The sequence below is a fragment of the Methylobacterium sp. E-045 genome (assembly GCF_022829685.1).
Classification (GTDB): Bacteria; Pseudomonadota; Alphaproteobacteria; order Rhizobiales; family Beijerinckiaceae; genus Methylobacterium.
Genome location: NZ_JAKSYE010000055.1, coordinates 1 through 19,871, shown reverse-complemented (window position 1 = coordinate 19,871; position 19,871 = coordinate 1). Strand labels below are relative to the sequence as shown.

20 protein-coding genes are annotated in these 19,871 nt (G+C 67.8%); 7 read left to right on the top strand and 13 right to left on the bottom strand.

Annotation, left to right across the window (positions count from 1 at the left end; translation table 11 throughout):
* Positions 1–12 precede the first annotated feature (12 nt).
* Together MKK51_RS07195 and MKK51_RS07190 are read right to left on the bottom strand one after the other, a co-directional pair.
* On the bottom strand, positions 13–492 hold the full coding sequence (locus MKK51_RS07195; RefSeq protein WP_243975976.1) for a response regulator: 480 nt from the start codon (positions 490–492) through the stop codon (positions 13–15).
* Entirely contained in the window at positions 489–1,655 is a 1,167-nt protein-coding gene (locus MKK51_RS07190) for a histidine kinase dimerization/phosphoacceptor domain -containing protein (RefSeq protein ID WP_409565634.1), read from the bottom strand. The genes MKK51_RS07195 and MKK51_RS07190 overlap by 4 nt, the downstream gene beginning before the upstream one ends.
* 321 nt (positions 1,656–1,976) lie before the next feature.
* On the opposite strand from MKK51_RS07190, the gene MKK51_RS07185 reads away from it, so the two are divergent.
* Together MKK51_RS07185 and MKK51_RS07180 are read left to right on the top strand one after the other, a co-directional pair.
* Positions 1,977–3,449: an AmpG family muropeptide MFS transporter gene (locus MKK51_RS07185; protein WP_243975974.1), complete on the top strand. Its 1,473-nt coding sequence runs from the start codon at positions 1,977–1,979 to the stop codon at positions 3,447–3,449.
* Positions 3,446–4,420: an EcsC family protein gene (locus MKK51_RS07180; protein ID WP_243975973.1), complete on the top strand. Its 975-nt coding sequence runs from the start codon at positions 3,446–3,448 to the stop codon at positions 4,418–4,420. The genes MKK51_RS07185 and MKK51_RS07180 overlap by 4 nt, the downstream gene beginning before the upstream one ends.
* Positions 4,421–4,429: 9 nt before the next feature.
* Here MKK51_RS07180 and MKK51_RS07175 read toward each other — a convergent pair whose 3' ends face one another.
* Complete coding sequence (locus MKK51_RS07175) at positions 4,430–5,761, bottom strand: leucyl aminopeptidase family protein (RefSeq protein ID WP_409565636.1); 1,332 nt, start codon at positions 5,759–5,761, stop codon at positions 4,430–4,432.
* 184 nt (positions 5,762–5,945) lie between these two features.
* Here MKK51_RS07175 and MKK51_RS07170 point away from each other — a divergent pair, with 184 nt between their 5' ends.
* Positions 5,946–6,791 carry a tetratricopeptide repeat protein gene (locus tag MKK51_RS07170; RefSeq protein ID WP_243975972.1) on the top strand — a complete coding sequence of 282 codons (846 nt, stop codon included), beginning with the start codon at positions 5,946–5,948 and terminating at the stop codon, positions 6,789–6,791.
* Between the two features lie 173 nt (positions 6,792–6,964).
* On the opposite strand, the gene MKK51_RS07165 is transcribed toward MKK51_RS07170, so the two are convergent.
* From MKK51_RS07165 to MKK51_RS07125, 9 genes are all read right to left on the bottom strand, one after another.
* Positions 6,965–7,927, bottom strand: a complete 963-nt coding sequence (locus MKK51_RS07165; RefSeq protein WP_243975971.1) for a type II secretion system F family protein — start codon at positions 7,925–7,927, stop codon at positions 6,965–6,967.
* Positions 7,928–7,933: 6 nt separating this feature from the next.
* Positions 7,934–8,902 carry a type II secretion system F family protein gene (locus MKK51_RS07160; RefSeq protein WP_243975970.1) on the bottom strand — a complete coding sequence of 323 codons (969 nt, stop codon included), beginning with the start codon at positions 8,900–8,902 and terminating at the stop codon, positions 7,934–7,936.
* Positions 8,899–10,347, bottom strand: a complete 1,449-nt coding sequence (locus tag MKK51_RS07155; RefSeq protein ID WP_243975969.1) for a CpaF family protein — start codon at positions 10,345–10,347, stop codon at positions 8,899–8,901. Before MKK51_RS07155 ends, MKK51_RS07160 begins: the two co-directional genes overlap by 4 nt.
* A 27-nt stretch (positions 10,348–10,374) precedes the next feature.
* Positions 10,375–11,619 (bottom strand): CpaE family protein, encoded by a 1,245-nt coding sequence (locus MKK51_RS07150; RefSeq protein WP_243975968.1) that lies wholly within the window; start codon positions 11,617–11,619, stop codon positions 10,375–10,377.
* A 70-nt stretch (positions 11,620–11,689) separates the two neighbouring features.
* Positions 11,690–12,424, bottom strand: a complete 735-nt coding sequence (locus tag MKK51_RS07145) for a CpaD family pilus assembly protein (protein WP_243975966.1) — start codon at positions 12,422–12,424, stop codon at positions 11,690–11,692.
* Positions 12,425–12,498: 74 nt separating this feature from the next.
* On the bottom strand, positions 12,499–13,980 hold the full coding sequence (locus MKK51_RS07140) for a type II and III secretion system protein family protein (protein ID WP_243975964.1): 1,482 nt from the start codon (positions 13,978–13,980) through the stop codon (positions 12,499–12,501).
* A gap of 34 nt (positions 13,981–14,014) precedes the next feature.
* Complete coding sequence (gene cpaB / locus MKK51_RS07135; protein WP_243975962.1) at positions 14,015–14,821, bottom strand: Flp pilus assembly protein CpaB; 807 nt, start codon at positions 14,819–14,821, stop codon at positions 14,015–14,017.
* Between the two features lie 194 nt (positions 14,822–15,015).
* The gene (locus tag MKK51_RS07130) at positions 15,016–15,522 is read right to left on the bottom strand and encodes a prepilin peptidase (RefSeq protein WP_243975961.1); all 507 of its coding nucleotides are present in this window, start codon (positions 15,520–15,522) and stop codon (positions 15,016–15,018) included.
* 276 nt (positions 15,523–15,798) lie between these two features.
* A complete protein-coding gene (locus MKK51_RS07125; RefSeq protein WP_243975960.1) occupies positions 15,799–15,969 on the bottom strand; it encodes a Flp family type IVb pilin in 171 nt (56 codons plus the stop codon).
* A 458-nt stretch (positions 15,970–16,427) separates the two neighbouring features.
* Here MKK51_RS07125 and MKK51_RS07120 point away from each other — a divergent pair, with 458 nt between their 5' ends.
* The gene (locus MKK51_RS07120; protein ID WP_243975959.1) at positions 16,428–16,913 is read left to right on the top strand and encodes a pilus assembly protein N-terminal domain-containing protein; all 486 of its coding nucleotides are present in this window, start codon (positions 16,428–16,430) and stop codon (positions 16,911–16,913) included.
* Positions 16,914–16,935: 22 nt separating this feature from the next.
* Here MKK51_RS07120 and MKK51_RS07115 read toward each other — a convergent pair whose 3' ends face one another.
* Positions 16,936–17,475 (bottom strand): TIGR02281 family clan AA aspartic protease, encoded by a 540-nt coding sequence (locus MKK51_RS07115; RefSeq protein ID WP_243975958.1) that lies wholly within the window; start codon positions 17,473–17,475, stop codon positions 16,936–16,938.
* A gap of 321 nt (positions 17,476–17,796) precedes the next feature.
* Here MKK51_RS07115 and MKK51_RS07110 point away from each other — a divergent pair, with 321 nt between their 5' ends.
* From MKK51_RS07110 to MKK51_RS07100, 3 genes are all read left to right on the top strand, one after another.
* Entirely contained in the window at positions 17,797–18,492 is a 696-nt protein-coding gene (locus MKK51_RS07110; protein WP_243975957.1) for a 50S ribosomal protein L25/general stress protein Ctc, read from the top strand.
* A 125-nt stretch (positions 18,493–18,617) separates the two neighbouring features.
* Positions 18,618–19,238, top strand: coding sequence for an aminoacyl-tRNA hydrolase (gene pth, locus MKK51_RS07105; RefSeq protein WP_243975956.1), 621 nt, complete (start codon positions 18,618–18,620; stop codon positions 19,236–19,238).
* Positions 19,239–19,502: 264 nt separating this feature from the next.
* Positions 19,503–19,871, top strand: a 369-nt coding sequence (locus MKK51_RS07100) for a PIN domain-containing protein (RefSeq protein ID WP_243975955.1), incomplete at its 3' end; no start/stop codon positions are given.

Sequence of the window (19,871 nt, the reverse complement as noted above, 5' to 3'; positions counted from 1 at the left end):
GGCCCGGCGGCGTCAGGGCCCAGGCCCGGCCCCGGGTTTCCGCGCCCAGTAAGCATCCTCCGCCACATCCTGCGATGCCGGCCGGAACCCGTCCGATCCGTCCGAGACGGGTTGGCCGCCGGCCCGGATCGTCGCCACGTAGCGCAAGGCGCCGGCGACCGCGCGTTCCGAATAGGGCTTAGCGATGACTCCCAGCGCGCCGGCAAAATCCGCGGGGATGCGCTTGTCGTTGGCGGTCATGAACACGACGCTGGTGCGCGGATCGCGGCTCAGCATCCTCGCCACCTCGATCCCCGTCGGACCGTCGATGAGGTGGATGTCCACCAGGGCGATGTCGGGGGCGGTCGCCCGCCCGAGTTCGATCGCCTCGGCCGAGCTACTCGCCACGCCGGCGATGACGTAGCCGAGATCTTCCAGGAGACATTGGAGTTCGAGGGCGATGAGCGCCTCGTCCTCGACGACGAGAATGCGAAGTCCGTCGCCGCCGCTCACCCTGCCTGCCCTAGGGCGACTTCGCGCGGTGCAGTCGTGCCCGGCCGCGAGCTCTCCGCATGCAGGGGAATGACGATCTCGACGCGCGTGCCCGCGCCGGGTTCGTGCCAGGTGATGACCCCGCGCAATTGCTTGACCACCATTTCCACCAGGGAACAGCCGAACCCGGCCGGGTTCGGCGGCGCGGCCTTCCGTCCGATCCCGTCATCCTCGATCAGGAGGCGCAGGCCGGTGTCACACCGGCGGGCGGAAATGCTGACCCGCCCTTCGCGGTCATCCGGAAAAGCGTGGCGCACGGCGTTGGTCGCGAGTTCGTGCAGCATCAGGGCGAGGGGTGCCGCGATGGCGGCCGGCAGGGAGATCGGATCGATCTCGGCGGTGACCGCCGTGCGCGCCGGATCGATGCCGGCGGTGAGGTCGGACATGAAATCGTCGGCGAACTCTTCCAGATTGAAGCGGCTCACGTCCCCGGCCGAATAGAGCATGCGATGGACCATGGAGAGCGCGCCGATGCGCTCGGCCATGCCCTGCAGGGCGTCCCGTGCCTCGCCCTGGGGGGTTCGCCGCGCCTTCAGCAGCACCAGGGAGGAGATGACCTGCAGGTTGTTCTTGACCCGATGGTCGACCTCGTGGAGCAGGGCTGTCTTCTCTTCCAAGGCGGCCCGCAGGTCGGCGGTCTGCTCGTGCACCTGCCGTTCGAGTTCGTCGTTCGTTCCCTGCAGGGCGAGTTCGAGAGCGTGTTTCCCGGTCATGTCGGCCTGGGCGGCGTAATAATAGATCAGCTCGCCCGCATCGTTCCGGACCGGCGAGATCGTCATGGCGTTCCAGAAGGAGGAGCCGTCCTTACGATAGTTGCACAGCTCGACCTCAACGGGTGCCTGCCGCCTCATGGCGTCGCGAATGGCGTCGACCGTCCGCGGATCGCTGTCGGGTCCCTGGAGCAGGCGGCAGTTGCGGCCCTGCAGTTCAGCGCGTGCATAACCGGTGAGGTTCAGAAACGCGTCGTTGACCCAGACGATGGGGTTGTCGGCAAGACGGGGGTCGGTCACCACCATGGGCGTGGGACTGGCGTCGAACGCCATGGCGAACATCGTGGCATCCACGGAGGCGTTGCCCACCGGGCGGAGTTCGGCCGAAACCTGTTTGTTGTTGCTACCCATCATCCTGACATCACGCTTGCACCACCGCCCTCTCGGAATGACAGCAGCACGTCGACGGTACAGACCGAAACGATCGCCTCGGCAAATAGATCGCGAGGACGTTGCCTCGTGACATAGACTCGTCCGCTAGGAATATGTCTCATTCCGAGCCAATAGCTACCTACAAACTCCGCGCACTCATTAAGTTCCTGGTGACCATTCTTCCCTTCGGTCACGCGCGGCGGCACGGGCCGGACCGCGTCGTCATGCCCCCTTGGACGAACCAGCGTCCGGCGGACATGGCAGCCGACCCTCAAGGGTCATAAGCCTTCAGGAGTTCCACGAATGGCCCAGAGTCCAGCGATATCGGGAAAGGTGCGCAAGCTCGCCTTGCGGGATATCTTCGAGGATCCGCGCATCGTCCTGATGCTGGCCCTGGGCTTCTCCTCCGGCCTACCGCTGCTCCTCGTGCTCGGCACCTTCTCCACGCGGCTCGCCTATTCCGACGTGGACATCAAGGCGATCGGCCTCTTCAGCTATCTGGCGCTGCCCTACACCCTCAAGTTCCTCTGGGCGCCGCTCATCGACCGGTTCGACATTCCCCTCTTGAGCGTCCGCATCGGCCGGCGGCGGTCCTGGATGATCGCCACACAGGTGGCCGTCGCCCTCGCGCTCTCCCTCATGGCGACCGCCAACCCGGCGACCAGCCTCGTCCTCCTCGGCCTCGGGGCGTTCCTGGTGGCGATCTGCGCCGCGACCCAGGACGTGGTCATCGACGGATGGCGCATCGATGCCGCCGGCACCGATCTCCAGGGCGTCATGGCGGCGACCTCGAACCTCGGCTACCGGCTGGCGCTCATGTGCGCCGGGGCCGGCGCCCTGTTCATCGCCGACTGGGCGGGGTGGTCGGTGGCCTATTTCAGCATGGCCGGGCTCATGGGCGTCGGCATGATCGCCGCGCTCCTGGCCCCCGCCTACGACAGAGAGCACGCCGAGGCTTTGGGCGCCGCATCGGCGCCGCCGGCCGGTGCTCCGGCGAAGGTCTGGTCGTTCCGCGCCGCGGTCCTCGAACCCCTCACCGAATTGCATACCCGCCTCGGCCCCGGCCTGTGGGCGATCCTGATCCTCGTCGCGTTCTATCGCATGCCGGATTTCATCTCCGGCGTGATGGCGAGCCCGCTCTATAAGCAGGTCGGCTTCACCCTCACCGAGATCGGCGCGGTGTCGAAGCTCTACGGCATCTGGGTCGGCATCGCCGGGGCCTTCGTCGGCGGCTGGGCGATGACCCGGTTCGGCCTGTTCCCCACCCTCGTCACCGGGGCGTTCCTGGGCGCAGCCTCCAACCTCTCGTTCTCGTGGCTGTCCTATGGCGGACCGGAGGTGTGGCGCCTGACGGCGGCGATCTCCATCGACAATTTCTGCGGCTCCTTCGCCGGCATGGCGCTCATCGCCTACATGTCGAGCCTCACGGCTCCGGGCTTCGCGGCCACGCAATACGCGCTGTTCTCCTCGCTCTACGCGCTGCCGGGAAAACTCGTGGCGGGCACGTCCGGCTTCATGGTGGCGAGCTACGGCTACCCGGTCTTCTTCGCCCTCACGGCGGCGGTGGGCATCCCGGTGGTGATCCTCTGCTTCTTCGTCGGGCGTGCCGGCGAGCGCAGCGCCGCCCGCGCCGCCGCCGAGACCGCCGCGTTCGAGACCGCCGCCTCCGGTGACACCGAGGCCGTGAGCGGGAACCATCAAGCGGGCCTCACGCTTGCATCCAGCGATCGGCCCGGCGCGCCGGCGCCCGAAACACGAATGAGACCGCAGAAGTGAGCAACATTTCCCTCGTCGACGACACCCGCTCCACCCCGGCCGAAGCGTCGGCCGGCCCGGACCTCACCGATGCCGACCACGCCGCCCTCGTTCGTGCCGTCCGCACGCTGGAGACGCCGGGCCTCGCCGCGCGCCTGTCCGCGGCGGCGGGGGCTCCCCTCGACATGATCAGCCGCAGCCTTCCGGCGCCCGTGACCGACGCGGTGTCGCGCGCCACGGAAGGGGCGATGCGCACGGCCCTGCGCGTGGCCCTCGCCACCCTGCCGGAGGCCGAGAGGACCGTCGTCCCGGCAGCGGCCGGCGATGCCACCGATGCCACCGACTCGTCGGTGATCGACGACCTTCCCGCGCCGGTGGCCTCATCCACGGCGGGCGAGCGCTTCGCGCGATTCCTGCCCACCGGCGATTTCGGACACAAGGCCATGGCGGCCCTGTCCGGCGCGGTGGGCGGCGCCTTCGGCATCGCCACCCTGCCGGTGGAACTGCCGGTCTCGACCACGCTGATGCTGCGCTCCATCGCGCAGATCGCGCGGGAGGAGGGCGAGGACCTGTCGGACCCGGAAAATGCCCTGGCCTGCGTCCAGGTCTTCGCACTCGGCGGACGCAGCGGCGCCGAGACGGCGCTGACGGAGAGCGGGTATTTCGCCGTACGCGCGGCGCTGGCCAAGACCATGTCGGAAGCGGCGCGCTATGCCGGCAACCGCGCCCTCCTCGACGAGGCGGCCCCGGCCCTGATCCGCTTCTCGACGCAGATCGCGGCGCGGTTCGGCCTCGTCGTCTCGCAGAAGGTCGCCGCGCAGGCGGTGCCGATCCTCGGCGCGTTCGGGGGGGCCGCCGTGAACACCGCCTTCATGAACCATTTCCAGGCGATGGCGCGCGCCCATTTCACCGTGCGCCGCCTGGAGCGAGCCTATGGCAAGGACGTCGTCCGCGTCGCCTATATCGCGGAGAAGGCGCAGCTGGCGGCCTGACCCCCCTCCCTACCGTGCCGGATAGTGCTCCTTCAGGAGGGCATAGACGAGGCGGGCGGTCTGGACCTCGCCGCCCTCCGGCCGGCCGGGCTTCGTCGACGGGTTCCAGCCGTACAGATCGAAATGCACATGCGCCCGCGTGCCCGGCGCGAACCGCCGCAGGAACAGGGCGGCGGTGATCGCCCCCGCGAAGGGGCCGCCGGAGACGTTGTTGAGGTCCGCCACCTTGGACTCGAGCAGGCTCGCATAGGGCCTGTGGAGCGGCAGCCGCCAGACCGGATCGACGGCTCGTTCTCCCGCCTCCGAGACGGAGGAGGCGAGGGCATCGTCCTCGGTAAAGAAGGCCGGCAGATCGGGACCGAGGGCGACCCGCGCCGCTCCGGTAAGGGTGGCGAAATCGATGAGGAGATCGGGCTTCTCCTCATCCGCGAGGGCGAGGGCGTCGGCGAGGATCAGGCGCCCCTCGGCATCGGTATTGCCGATCTCCACGGTCAGCCCGGCGCGGCTCCTGAACACGTCGCCGGGCCTGAACGCGTTGCCGGCGATGGCGTTCTCGACGGTGGGAACGATGACGCGCAGGCGCAGGTTCAAGCCGGCGCCCATGATCATCGCGGCGGCGGCGAGGGCGGCGGCCGAACCGCCCATGTCCTTCTTCATCAGCAGCATGCCGCTCGACGGCTTGATGTCGAGGCCGCCCGTGTCGAAGACGACGCCCTTGCCGACGAGGGTGACTTTCGGAGCGTTCGCGTCCCCCCAGGTCATGTCGATGAGGCGGGGCGCGCGGGGCGAGGCCGCGCCGACCGCGTGGACGAGGGGGAAGTCGCGGGCGAGCTCCGCGCCCTGGGACACGGAGATCGCCGCACCGTGGCGATCGGCCAGCGCTCGGGCGACGGCCTCGATCTCCTCGGGGCCGAGATCGTTGGAGGGCGTATTGACGAGGTCGCGCCCGAGGGCGACGGCCTCGGAGATCCGTTGTATCTCGGCGGCGTCGACCCCCTCCGGGGTCACGAGGACGGGCCCCGTCGGCGACGGCTTGCGGTAGCGCGTGAAGCGATAGCTTCCGAGCAGCCACGCCAGGGACGCGGCCTGCCTGTCGAGGGAGGGCGTGGGTTCGAGCCGGTAGGTCCCGGGCGGCAGGAGCGAGGGCAGCTTGCCGACCAGGAACGGATCGGCTCCGTCTCCGAGGCCGAACAGGACCCGATCGATGCTGCCATCCTCGGCGGGAAGCAGCGCCACCCGTCCGGCCTTGGGGGCGAAGTCGATCGCCTTGGCGAAGACCCTGTGCCGCGCGGCGAGGTCGGTTTCGAAGCGGCTCCACTCCTCGCTCCGGATGCAGAAGATCGGAAGGGCGGCGGGATCGTCGGCGCTGAAATGGGGCAGGGTCGGAACTCGAGGGCATTGCGTGGCGCGGCCGGCTGACCCTTGGAAGCCCTGACGTCGGGTTAACCGGCGATTAGGGTTAACGGTCTATCACTGCCCGACCGGCGGCGTGAAGCGTCCACCGGCAGGCTCGTGGGAGCACGTCATGGTGTCGTTGCGTTCAGACCAGCCCCAATCCTCTCCGTCGCTGCCGCTGCGACTGGCCGGTGTGGTGCTCCTCGGCCTCCTGGCGAGCGCCTGTCAGTCGCGCTCACCGGAGACCACCGGCTCGATCGGCGGCCCCTCCCTCAAGAGCTTCGGGCGTGCGCCGAGCCGCGAGGTGGTGACCCTGCGCGACGTCGACACCCTCGGCCAGAAATACAATGCCGACCAGGCCGATGTCGGCCTCGCCCTGCGCTACGCGCAGGCGCTCAAGGCCACGAACCAGAAGCCGCAGGCCGTGGCCGTGCTGCAGCAGACGGCCCTGCGCAACGCCAAGAACTCGGCCGTGCTGGCGGCCTACGGCAAGGCCCTGGCGGAGGTCGGACGCTTCACCGAAGCCGCCGAAGTGCTCCAGAACGCCCATACCCCGGCCCGGCCGGACTGGCGCGTCCTGTCCGCCCAGGGCGCGGTGGCCGACCAGATGGGCGACCATGCCCGCGCGCAGGGCTTCTACGAGGCCGCGCTGAAGATCCAGCCGAACGACCCCATGGTCCTGTCCAATCTCGGGCTCTCCTATGCCCTGGCCAGACAGCTCGACCAGGCGGAGGCCGTGATGCGCAACGCCGTGGCGCAGCCGCGCGCGGATGCACGCGTACGCCAGAACCTCGCTTTGGTCCTCGGGTTGAGGGGCAAGCTCGCGGAGGCCGAGGAGGTGACCCGGGGTGACCTGACCCCGGAAGAGGCGGCGGCCAATGCCGCCTCCCTGCGGGCGATGACCGCCCAGGTCCGGGCGCAGAAACCACCGAGAGCCTCGAGCCGCCCCCTCGCCGGCGAGATGCCGCGCGGCTGAACGGCGGCGCCACGACGAGCGAAACGGCCCTCCCTTTCAGACGATGACGTCGTCGTCTCGGCCCTCGATCGAGACGTATCCCCCAGCGTCGGCGATGCCATCGTCGCCCCGGGTGCCGACGATGTCGCCGGCATTGCCGATCCGATGGGCCATCAAAGAGGCGCGGCGGCGCCTCAGCGGTAGATCTGGATGATCGCCGGCGTCAGGATCACGACGAACAGCACCGGCAGGAAGAACAGGATCATCGGCACGGTAAGCTTCGGCGGCAGGGCGGCGGCCTTCTTCTCCGCGGCGTTCATGCGCTGGTCGCGGCTTTCCTGGGACAGCACGCGCAGGGCCTGGCCCATGGGCGTGCCGTAGCGCTCGGCCTGGATCAACGCGGTGGCGACCGCCTTGACGGAATCGAGGCCCACACGGTTGGCGAGGTTCTCGAACGCCAGGCGGCGATCGGGCAGGTAGGACAGTTCCGCCGCCGTGACGGCGAGTTCCTCCGCCAGCGCGACGGATTGCGTGACGGCCTCGATGCTGACCCGGCGGATGGCGTGCTCCACCGACATCCCGGATTCGACGCAGATCAGGGCGAGGTCGAGGGCATCGGGCCAGGCCGCCTGGATCTCGGCCTGACGCTTCTTCGTGGCATTGAGCAGGTAGAGCTCGGGCGCCTTGATGCCGAGCAGGAGCGCCGCGATGACCATCATGAGGCGGATGGTGACGGAGTAGTCCAGCACCTTCAGGACGAAGAGGTAGAAGATCGCCGCGAGGCCCACCGCGATCGGGGTGACCATGCGGAAGAACAGGAACCCGGTCTCCGCCCCCGGCGAGCGGTATCCTGCCATGATCAGCTGGCGTCGGGCGGTATCGGTCCCGAGCCAGCGGCTCAGGTTGAACTGATCCACGACCCGCTTCATGTAGGCCTTCGGCGCCACCCGCAGGGTGGACCGGTTGTTGAGCCGGTCGCGCTCCCGCCGGCGCAATTCCTCGCGCTCGTCACCGATCAGCTTCATCCGCTTGTTGAGCTTGTCGGGCTCGATGAGCGGCTGCAGCAGGGCGAACGCGGTCGCCGCAGCCGCCACCCCGGCCAGAACCATGCCGATGAAGCGCGGATCGATGAGCTTTTCGCCGATGAGGGACAACATGGGCGGTCAGACCTCGAAGCTGATCATCTTCTTCATCACGAAGATCCCGATCGACATCCAGATTGCGGATGCGACGAGGGCCATCTTGCCGGTATCCGTCGTCCAGAGCAGCGAGATGTAGTCGGGGCTGGACAGGTAGGTCAGCACCGCGACGATGAAGGGCAGGGCGGCGATGATGCCGCCGGACGCCTTGGCCTCCATGCTCATGGCCTGGATCTTCCCGGCCATCTTCTTGCGCTCGCGCAGCACCTTGGAGAGGTTGCTCAGGGCTTCCGAGAGGTTGCCGCCGGACCGGCCCTGGATGCCGATGACGATGGCGAAGAAGTTGACGTCGGAAACGGGCACCCGCTCGTACATCCGCACCATCGCATCGCCGAGGCTGAGACCGAGGGTCTGGGCTTCCACCACCTGGCGAAACTCGCCGCGGATCGGCTCCTCGGCTTCCCGCGCGATGATGCGGAAACAGTCGCCCACCGGGATGCCCGCGCGCACGCCGCGGGTGATGATGTCGATGGCGGTGGGCAATTCGGTGATGAAGGCGTTGATGCGCCGCTTGCGCAGGATGCTCAGCATCCACAGGGGCAGACCGAACCCGCCGGCGAAGAGGGCCGCCAGCGTCGCGAGCTTGTGCGAGGTGATCACGAAGATGACGAGGGCGGTGACGATTGCCATGAGCGCGGAGACGACCCGGAACTTCTGCTTCGTCCAGTCCAGTCCGGCCCGGGCGATCTTGAGGTCGAGGGTGACCGTCGTCCCGCCGCGCTTGGCCTCGACTTCCTTCAGGCTCTTGGCCACCTGTTCGCGCCGGTTCGCCGTGACCGCGCGATGAGCGGGGGAGGTCACCATGCTGACCGCCTGCCTGCGCTTGGCCGCCCGGCTCTCCCCCGACAGGAGGGGGGTCAGCACGGCATAGGCGACGGCCCCGGCCGCGACGGCCGCGAGCCCGACGGCGAGAGGCATCTGCACGGCGTTCATGTATTGCCGGCGTCGTAGGCCGCCGCATCGAGGGCGGCCGCCAGGGCCTTCTCCTCACCGTAATAGCGCGCGCGCTCCCAGAAGCGCGGACGGCCGATGCCGGTGGAGCGGTGGCGCCCGAGGAGCCTGCCGTTGGCGTCCTCGCCGAGGACATCGTAGACGAAGAGGTCCTGGGTGATGATGACGTCGCCCTCGAGGCCCATCACCTCGGTGATGTGGGTGATGCGGCGCGAGCCGTCACGCAGGCGCGTCGCCTGGACGATGACGTCGATCGACCCGACGATCATCTCCCGCAGGGTCCGCGAGGGCAGGCTGAACCCGCCCATGGTGATCATCGATTCGATGCGGGCCAGCGCCTCGCGCGGGGAGTTGGCGTGGAGCGTGCCCATCGAGCCGTCATGGCCGGTATTCATCGCCTGGAGCAGATCGAACGCCTCCGGGCCGCGAACCTCGCCGACGATGATCCGCTCTGGCCGCATGCGCAGGCAGTTTCTCACGAGGTCGCGCATGGTGACCTGCCCCGACCCTTCCATGTTCGCGGGCCGGGTCTCCAGGCGCACGACATGGGCCTGCTGCAGTTGCAGCTCGGCCGCGTCCTCGCAGGTGATGATGCGCTCGTCCTCGTCGATGTAGCGCGTCAGGCAGTTCAGCAGGGTGGTCTTGCCGGACCCGGTGCCGCCGGAAATCACCACGTTGCAGCGGACGCGGCCGATGATCTGCAAGATCCGCGCGCCTTCCGGCGAGATCGCCCCGAAGGTGACGAGCTGGTCGAGGGTGAGCTTGTCCTTCTTGAACTTGCGGATGGTGAGGACCGGCCCGTCGATGGCGAGCGGCGGCGCGATGATGTTGACGCGGGACCCGTCGGGCAGGCGCGCGTCGCAGATCGGCGAGGATTCGTCGACGCGCCGGCCGACCTGGCTGACGATGCGCTGGCAGATGTTCATCAGCTGCTGGTTGTCGCGGAAGCGCACGTTGGTCAGCTGGATCTTGCCCCCGACCTCGATGAAGGCCCGGTTGGCGCCGTTGACCATTATGTCGGCGATGTCGTCGCGGGCCAGCAGCGGCTCCAGAGGTCCGTAGCCGAGGACATCGTTGCAGATGTCGTCGAGGAGTTCCTCCTGCTCGGCGATGGACAGGACGATGTTCTTGAGGCCGATGATCTCCGAGACGATGTCGCGGATCTCCTCGCGCGCCGATTCGACGTCGAGGCGCGACAGCTGCGCCAGATCGATGGCCTCGATCAGCGCGCCGAAGATCATGCTCTTGGTGCGGAAGTAATCCTCCGACTTCACCGCCTCCCGGACGGGAACAAGCCGTTCCGCCCGGGGGGGCTTCGCCACGCCCGGCTGGTCGTCGAGGACGGGAAACGGAACCTGCGGCTTGGGCGCGGACGGAACCGCGATCGCCGTCGGGACCTCCGAGGCCGGGCTCCTCCTACCGAACATGACGGACCTCCAGGCGGGGTGCGGCCATCACGACGCCTTGCGGCGGGACAGTCGCGACAGCAGAGGCTCGAACAGGTTCCCGCGGGCACGGCGGGTCTCGGGACGGCCGATCATGCGCGCGGCGAGTTCGGAGAACACGTCCGAAGCCTTTGCGCCCGCCTGGACCTCGGCGATCATCTGACCGTTATTGGCCGCCGTGCCGAACAGGGCCGGATCGTACGGGATCGTCGCCGTCAGCGTGGCGTCCAGGGCCTTGGCGAACTCGCCCGCCGCGATTTCCGGACGCTTGGGCACGCCGACGCTGTTGAGGACGATGCGCGGCCGGGCGTCGTTGGGCCGGTTCTGCTGCAGCAGGGTCAGCAGGTTCTTGGCATTGCGCAGGGAGGCGAGCTCCGGCTGGGCGACGACGATGATCTCGTCCGAGGAGATCAGCAGGCGCCGGGTCCAGGCCGACCAGGTATGGGGCACGTCCAGGACCACGCAGGGCACGGCCGCGCGCAGGAGGTCGATGAGGTTGTCGAAGGACGGCTCGGTCAGGTCCGTGGTCCGTTCGAGGATGGCCGGCGCCGAGAGGAGCGAGAGGTTGTCGCTGCATTTCGAGAGCAGCCGGTCGAGGAGGTTGGAATCGAGGCGCTCGGGGGCGAAGACCGCCTCCGCGATCCCCTGCGGCGGGTCCTGGTTGAAGTTGAGGCTCGCCGTACCGAAGGCGATGTCGAGATCGGCGATGACCGTCGCCATCCCGTGCTCGCGCGCCACGGTCCAGGCCAGGTTGTGGGCGATGGTGGAGGAGCCGACGCCTCCCTTGGCGCCGACCACCGCGATGGTGCGGCCGAGGGGCTTGGCGCCGGGGGCCGCGAACAGGTCGGACAGGGCCTGGATCAGGACGATCGGCTCCACCGGCGCCATGAGATACTCGCTCACGCCGCGCTGGATGAACTGGCGATAGAGATGCACGTCGTTGATGTGGCCGATGACGACGACCTTCGTCCCTTCGTCACAGACCTCCGCCAGGGAATCGAGGATCTCCAGGGGACGGGACTTCGCGCTCTGGGTCTCCAGGATCACGACGTTCGGCGTGGGGGCGTGGCGGAAGGCCTCGACGGCGGCGGGGCCGCCGCCCATCTGGATCTTGATCTGGGCCTTCTGCAGCCGCCTGTCGCTTCCCGCCGCCTCGATCGACGCGGCGGTCTCGCCGGTCTCGCAGAATGCCTGGATCGTGATCCGCGGCACCGGAGCGATGACGCGCTCGGGTGACTCGATGAAGTCAGGCATGGGGCGGGTCCGGTCTTTGGGTAACAACGAGGGCCGAAGCTCTGTCGAACGACGGGAAGGGACGGGCCGATCAGTTGTCGATGGCTGCCTTCACCGACGTCTTCCCATCCTGACGCCATATGGTTGACGGATCCTTGCCCTCCCGCAGCTTATTGATGTCGACGGTGCGGCGGATCGAGTCGATGCGCCCTTCCGGCCGGCCGCGGACGAGGTCGACCGGATCGGCCACCTGGGTCGCGATATTGGCCTGCATGGCGCAGCCGAGATTCCAATGGGTCTCGTTGCGCGCGGAGAAGGCCGGGCTTCCGACGCCGAGATCCTGGGGCCAGACACCGCATTGGCTGGCGACCTTCGCCTCCATGCGCTGGAAGCTGAGGCGGAGCGGAGCGGCGAGGAACGGGTCCGCCACCGCGTAGCCGGTGACGATCATCTGCGGTCCGCCGACGCCGTTGTCGACGGCGAGCCTGCGGATCGCCGCGCCGGTCCGCTCCACGGCGCCCCCCTGCGACGGCGAGACCCCGCGCGGCATGTCGAGGATGACGGTGCCGCGTCCGTAGCGGCGGAACTCCAGCAGGAAGGCCTCGATCTCGGCGCGCTGGCGCGGATCGATATGACCGGTGCCGGTGACGAAGACGTCCAGGGACCGCGTGGCGTCGGCGAGCACGATGGGATGACGGACCCGGTAGTCCGCCGGATAGAGCGAGCCGGTGGTCTCGGCCCGGTCGGCGCGGCACGCGCCCAGGGCGGTGGCCAGGGCGATCGAGGCGACGATTGCGGCGGGGGAGCGGAAGGGGGGGAATGACATGGGGGTCGGGTCCTGATGGTGCCTGGGCCGCTTCGTCCCGGGAGGTCGTCGTGTCGCGGTCTCGGATCGTCGCGTCAGTCCGTGATGAAGCCGACGCGGCCCCGGTAACCGGCGCCCAGCGGCGCGGCGCCGCCCGCGCCGTAGACCCGGTTGAGGCGTCCGAGCAGGATGCCCTGACCGTCCTGGGCATCGATGAAGCCGTCATCCGGCCGCACGACCTGCTTCGCCTCCATCGCCTTGGCGATGTAGGGCGTGACCATGATCATGAGCTCGGTCTCCTGGCGCTGGTAGTCGCGCGAACGGAACAGGGCACCGAGGATGGGCAGGTTCACGAGGCCGGGCAGTCCGCTGACGGCGGCCTTGTTGCGCTGCTGGATCAGGCCGGCGGTCATCATGGTCCCGCCGGAAGCGAGTTCCACGGTGGTCTCGGTCTTCCGCAGGGTGAAGCCGGGCACGGCGACGGCGGAATCGCCCTGAGTGAAGGTGAAGGAGTTGGTCTGGTCGATCTCGGAGACTTCCGTGGCGACACGCACGGAGATGCGGTTCTCCGCCATCACCACGGGGGTGAAGTTCAGGGTCACGCCATAGGTCTTGAACGCGATGCCGATGGAGCAGACGCCGCCCGTGCAGTTCTGCGAGGCGGGAACGGGAATTTCCCCGCCGGCGGTGAATTTCGCGGATTCCCCCGAGATCGCGGTGAGCGTCGGCTCGGCGAGAATGCGTGAGACGCCCGCCTGCTCGAAGGCCCGCAGGGTGGCCGAGACACTCGCCCCGCCGCCGCCGTTGATCGTCGCCTTGATCTCGTTCCCGTTCGGGAACTGGCCGCCATTGAGCCCGAAGGGCGCGACGTTCGCGAGGTTGAGGCCGGACCAGTTGCCGCTGAGATTGACGCCGAACTGCTTCAGCACGGTCCGGGCCACTTCGACCACGGTGACGCGGAGCATCACCTGATCCTTGCCCCGGATGGTGAGGTTGTTGATGACGGCGCCCCTGGCGACCGTTCCGCCGCCGGCGGCACCGCCGGCTTGGCCCACGAAGGCGGTGGCGATGTCCATGGCCTGGGCCGCCTCGGCCGCCGAGCCGACGGAGCCCGACAGGATCAGCGAGTCGCCGGCGGTCCGGATGTCGAAGCGCCCCCCCGCGATGCTCTGGAGCAGGATCTGCCGCAGGGTCCCGAGCTTGAGGTCCCGCGCGACCGTCACGTCGAGGGCGGTGATCTGGCGGCCTTCGGCGTCCATGATGAAGATCGAGGTCGCGCCGTCCTCCATGCCGATGACGAAGACTTTGCGGGTCGAGCGCACGACGGCGTTGGCCACCTTCGGATTGGCGACGAAGACCTCCTTGGCGTCGCGCGGCAGGTCGATGACGAGGGAGCGCCCCGTCGTCAGCTCGATGCGGCGCGAGGTGCCGGATTCGTTGCCGCCCACATCGACGATCGGGGCGGCGGTGAAACCGTCCCGCGGCGCCGCCCCGGCGGAGGCGGCGGCGAGAACCAGACCGGCAAGGGCCGCGAACACGGACAGGCTGCCCACGCGGACCCGGTGTCTCGTGGTCATCGGAAAATCTTTCATGATCGCGCGGTTCGGCATCTCAGCGACGCGGCTGTTGTTTGGCGACACCGAAGCGGACGACCGTCAGGGCGGTGTCCTGCTGAGTCTCCGTCGGAGCATCCACGGTCCGGCCGGCATCCATGAGGCTGCGCAGGGAGAGGGAGAGCTGCCCCACCTTCTGGGCCAGGGTGACGGTTTCGGCCTGGGCGGGTGTCAGCGCGAGGGTGGCGGTCTCGCCGGTGACGACGTTGGTCCCGTTCCGCTCCTGAACGATCTGGCCGACGGCGAGCACGCGGATATCGGTGAGCAGGGTCTCCGAAATCTGGACCTCGCCACCCCCGGTGCGGCTCGATTCCTCGTCGCGATAGGTGCGGATGACGTCCACGTGGTCGTTGGGGAGGATGAATCCGCCGGCCGAACTCGACCCCCGCGTATCGGTGACGATGGCGACGGCGCGCATGCCGGAGGGCAGGATCGCCGCCATGAAGCCGCCGTCGGACCGGGCAAGTTTCTGCGGGCGGATCGGCTCGCCCGCCAGGAAGGCGCTGCGGGTGATCGAGCCGATGATGGTGTCCATGGCGTTGGGCGAGGCCGTGCGCGTCATGTAGCCGACGGTGATGGCCTGGTCGGGCCAGGGCTGCCAGCGCAGGTCGGCCGCCTGGATGTTCTGTCCCATCGGCAGGTCGGCGGCGGCCACCAGCACATCCGTCACCGGCAGCGGGGGAGGAGGAGGGACCTCGACCACGGTCTGGACCGGAGGCGGCGCATCTCCGCCGCTCATCAGGAATGCGGCGCCCGCACCGGCTGAGAGCGCGATGGCGATGACGGCAAGGCGGGCTGGTTTCATCGCCGTGTTCGAACCTGACAGAACGGCCTGCTGCCGTCGCCGTCTAGGCTTCGCCGGGATTCCTCAAATTACGGTTAACGAAAACTAACGCATGCAAATGATGTCCGACCCACGATAGGTCAGTCGGATCAAGTACCGTGTGCGGCAAGCTACGGACACGCGTCGGGAAGTTCATCCGTTGCGTGCATCCGACTTCACGATGCCATCATCCTTGCCCAGATCATCGTCTCCGGGATCACGATCAGCGCTCCGAGGGAGAGGGCGATCCCATAGGGTACGCCGGTCTTGGCGTCATGAAGGTGCAGGGCGAAGGGGAGGCGGCCGAGACATCGCGGCAGGGGATGCGCCCGCGCGACGAGGATCACCAATGTGAGTGCGCCGCCGGCGAGCGACGCGACGACCAGGTACTCGCCCAATCGGTCGAACCCGATCCACACGGCGGTGGCGGCGGCGAGCTTGGCATCGCCTCCGCCGATGATGCGAAAGGCGAAGAGGCCGAACGTCACGACCAGGGTCGCCGCTCCCGCTCCGAGATGGCCCACGAGATCCCAGCCCCAGATGCCGGTGGCACCGGCGAAGATCGCGAAGCCGAGCAGCAGCAGCAGGGACACCGCGTTGGGGATCGTCATCGTCAGCAGGTCCCGAGCGGCCGCATAGGCCATCAGGAACGGGAAGACGATCAGGAGCGTGACACTCGCCATCGGGTCCGTCTCGGTCTGGGGTCGGAATTCAGATGGTCAGCCGGTGAAACACCCTCGCCGCAGGGGGCTCGGTCGCATCGACAGAGGCGGTGTCGGGAACCCGTCGGACCGCGTCGTCACCGTCCGCAGGAAGCGGGACACAGGCAACGTGCTCTGCCGGACGATCGGGTCGGATCGTCCGGCGAGGTGTTCGATCCACGCGATGCCCGCGTGAGCGAAACATGTGCACAAGCCTGAAACGATCGGCCGGAACTCGACCCGTTTCAGACCACCTCGTCAGCTTGCCTTGAGGTTGGTCGCAACCTTGCTGAGGGTATTGGTCAGATTGCCGCCGAGGGTGGTCAGGACCGTGATGATGGCGACGGCGATGAGCGACGCGATGAGACCGTATTCGATCGCCGTTGCACCCGACTCGTCGGCGGCAAAACGCTTGAAGAGGTTCGACATGATCGTATTCCTTGAGGGTTCGTCTTGCGGAGTTGCCGTCGAGGAGCGGTATATTTCGACCGGCGACTGAGGATGACGTTGGCCCGCTTCATCTTGAAATTGCGTTAAGCGGAGTCTGAAAATGGGATCGTATGCCTCTCGTTTGCCATGTGGTAAAAAAACATTAAATGGTAAACGGACATTTGTTAGTAGTTGTCGGACAGAAATACCGTGAGAAATCGGGGAAATATTACGGATTGCAACCTTCGCTCGCGCGGTGAGCGCTCGAAACACGAAAAGCCGGCGTCCGCCAAGCTCGAACGACGGCCGCCGACGAAGGATCGACGTTACATGTTCGTTTACCAACACGTCGTTAGGACTTTCGTGACGACAAAGGTCGCCGGCCGTTCCGGCGCGCGCGATCGTCTCGAAACCCGACCGTCGCAACCGAGAGCACCCGAGCCATGGGCCACCGGTCAATGCCGAGACCCTCGCCCTTGAAGGGATGCGCCAGGGCGACCGGGATCGCTCTCTGCCTCGCCTTCGGTGCGGCCCCGTCCCTCGCGGAGACGGCACCGGCCATCGTGGCGGTGAACGTCGACAACGCCAAGGTCATCCGCCTGCCGGAGCGGACACAGACGGTCATCGTCGGCAACCCCCTCGTGGCGGACGTGGCGCTCCAGAAGAGCGGGATCGTCATCCTCACCGGCAAGAGCTTCGGCTCCACCAACCTCATCGCCCTCGACGCGTCCGGCACGATGCTCGCCGAATCGACCATCAGCGTGCAGGCCGCGCAGGGATCGATCGTCACGGTCCAGCGGGGACTCGACCGCGAATCCTACTCGTGCACGCCGAACTGCATGCCGTCGATGCAACTCGGCGACGCGACGAAGTATTTCGGAGACGTCAGCGGACAGGCCGATACCCGCCGCAACCTCGCCACCGGGGCAGGCGGCCAGAAGTAGGCCGGCGCAGAATCGGGCCGCGTCAGCCGCGCAACGTCAAGCGGCCGTCGGACATCTTGAAGTCGTTGAGACGCCTCAGGAACGACATGCCGAGGAGGCTCTTGCCGAGACGCCCCTTCGGCAGAACGACCGCCTCGACGTCGCGGACGCCGATCGTCCCGATCCGCATCACCGGGACCCGAATGGTGGCGGCAGAGACGGCACCGTTGGCGGTGTCGATGCGGCGGTTGAAATCGCGCTCGTAGACATGGAGCCCCAGGCGCTGCGCGTCCTCGTAGCTGAACGCGCAGATGCTCGCCCCGGTATCCACCAGCATGCGCAGGCTGCGCCCCGCCACGTCGACCTCGGTGGAGAAATGCCCGAGGGAATCGGCCGCCAGGGTGACGGAGTTGGGCGCGAAGCGGGTCGGGTTCGTCCCGCCGAGGCCCGCCTGGTCGAGGTTGAGGACCGCGGCGCCGCGGTCACGAGGGCGGGAGGCATTCTCGAACTGCGTCACCAGGGCCAGGCTGACGCTCGCCACAAAAGACGTGGTTCCCAACGCCCAGAGGACCGGATGCGCCATCGATGGATCCCTCGCCACACGGGGTGCGATCCTCGTCCGGGACGAATGAACGAAGTCTTCGCCCGTCCGCATGAGCCGGGAGTCGACCGTCCGGATGATGAACGCCGCATGCGCGAGATGCCGGGCATTCTCCCCATCGCGTCACGGCGATTGTTGCGCTCCGCGGCTCTTGTTGCGCTCGCCGGCTCTTGCGGGTATGCACCTCACGCGCTCGCCAGACACCCTTGGAGGCACGGGCGCGTCGTGGATCGGTGAGGGCCGTCCGTTTCGGGCGGCCTTTGGCGTTGCGCGGCATTTTTCTGTTTTTTGAAGGATCACGCCATGAGCGCAGTAAAGCCGCTTGAGGCCGTGGCACGCGACCGGGTCGGCAAGGGGGCCGCCCGGGAAGTTCGTCGCCAGGGCAACGTTCCCGCCGTCATCTATGGTGGTGGCCAGGCTCCGCAATCGATCGCCATCGACCTCGTCCGCACCCGCACCCTGATCTACGCCGGTGGTTTCAAGACCACCCTGTTCGAGATCAACGCCGGTGGCCGCAAGACCCGCGCGATCCCGCGCGACTTCCAGCTCGATCCGGTGACCGGCGTGCCGCTGCATGTCGATTTCCTGCGTGTCGTCGCCGGCCAGAACCTCACCGTCGAAGTGCCCGTGCACTTCATCAACGAGGACGAGGCCCCCGGCATCAAGAAGAATGGCGGCACCCTGAACGTCGTCCTGCACACGCTCTCGCTCGAAGTCCCCGCCGACGCGATCCCCGATGCGGTCGAGGTCGATCTCACCGGTCTCCAGATCGGCGATTCGATCCACATCGAAGCCGTGACGCTGCCGGCCAACACGACCTTCACCGGCGAGGCCGAGGCCGTCGTCGCCAACATCGTGCCGCCGACCGTGCTCGGCGCCGAGGTCGAGGCCGAAGAGGCCGCGATCGCCGAGGCGCAGTCGAACGAAGCCGCCGAGGAGAAGGCCGAGGCTGAGGCCGAAGAGGCCGCCGAAGCCGAGGACGACAAGAAGGAGGATTGAGGCCCGGGGGCTTCGCGCCCCGGTCCCGTCCCTGTCAAAAGGTGCTCCGGCCGCGAGGTCGGGGCATCTTTTCGTTTGACGCCGCTCGTCCGTCTTCGTGACGAAGCCTTCTTGGAGATGATGCCATGCGCCTGATCGTCGGGCTCGGCAATCCAGGGGCCCGCTACGCGGGCAACCGCCACAATATCGGTTTTCTCGCCCTCGACGAGATGGCACGCGTCCACCGCGCCGGGCCGTGGCGGCGCAAGTTCCAGGGCGAGGTGACCGAGGCCACCCTCGGCACCGAACGGGTCGTCCTCTTGAAGCCGCAGACCTTCATGAACGAGTCCGGCCGCTCGGTCTCGGAGGCGCAGCGCTTCTACAAGATCGCGCTCTCCGACGTGATCGTGCTGCACGACGAACTCGACCTCGCCCCGGCCAAGCTCCGGGTGAAGCTCGGCGGCGGCAATGCCGGCCATAACGGTCTGCGCTCGATCACGGCCCAATGCGGCAACGATTACCGGCGCGTGCGCCTCGGGATCGGTCATCCGGGCGACAAGGCCCTGGTCCATGCCTACGTCCTGAACGATTTCGGCAAGGGCGAGCGGGCCTGGGTGGAGGATCTCTGCCGCGCCGTCGCGGACCATGCCGCCCTGCTGGCGGCAGGCGAGGATGCGAGCTTCCAGAACAAGGTCCACCTCGCCCTGGCGGGCCGCGGCTGGGACGACGTCAAGCAGGTCAATGCCGCGGCCACCGGCCGTGATTGACACGAAAACACGGGGACACGATATCTCGGCCATCGCGAGGATCGCTCATGAAGAACCTCACCATCACCCTCGACGACGACCTGTTCGCCTGGGCTCGCGTCGAGGCGGCCAGACGCGGTCAGAACCTGTCGCGTTTCGTCAGCCACGCTCTCATCGAGCGCAGGGCGCCGGACGTCGCCGACCGGTTGGCGGCGCTCAACGTCTTCCTCGACGGTCCGGGATGGCCCGGCGTGACCGAGAACCTGCCGTCCCGCGAGGATCTCTATGACCGGCCGGCTGTTCGTCGACACGAATCTGCTGATCTACGCGATGGATCCGAAGGATGGGACGAAGCGGGCCCGGAGCGTGCGGCTTCTGAAGCAGGCCTTCGGGCAGAGCCGTATGGTCATCAGCCCGCAGATCGTGAACGAGTGCTACGCCGTCCTCGTCCATAAGCGTCGTCTCGTATCGGCCTTCGTGGCGGCATCCTACCTCGCGGCCCTGTATCCGGCCTGCACGGCGCCCCTCGACGCGCAGACCCACCGGGCGGCGATCGTCATCGAGGAGCGCTACCGCTTCTCGTGGTGGGACAGTCTCGCCATCGCCTCCGCGCTCCAGGCCGGATGCCAGTTCTTCGTGTCCGAGGACATGAGC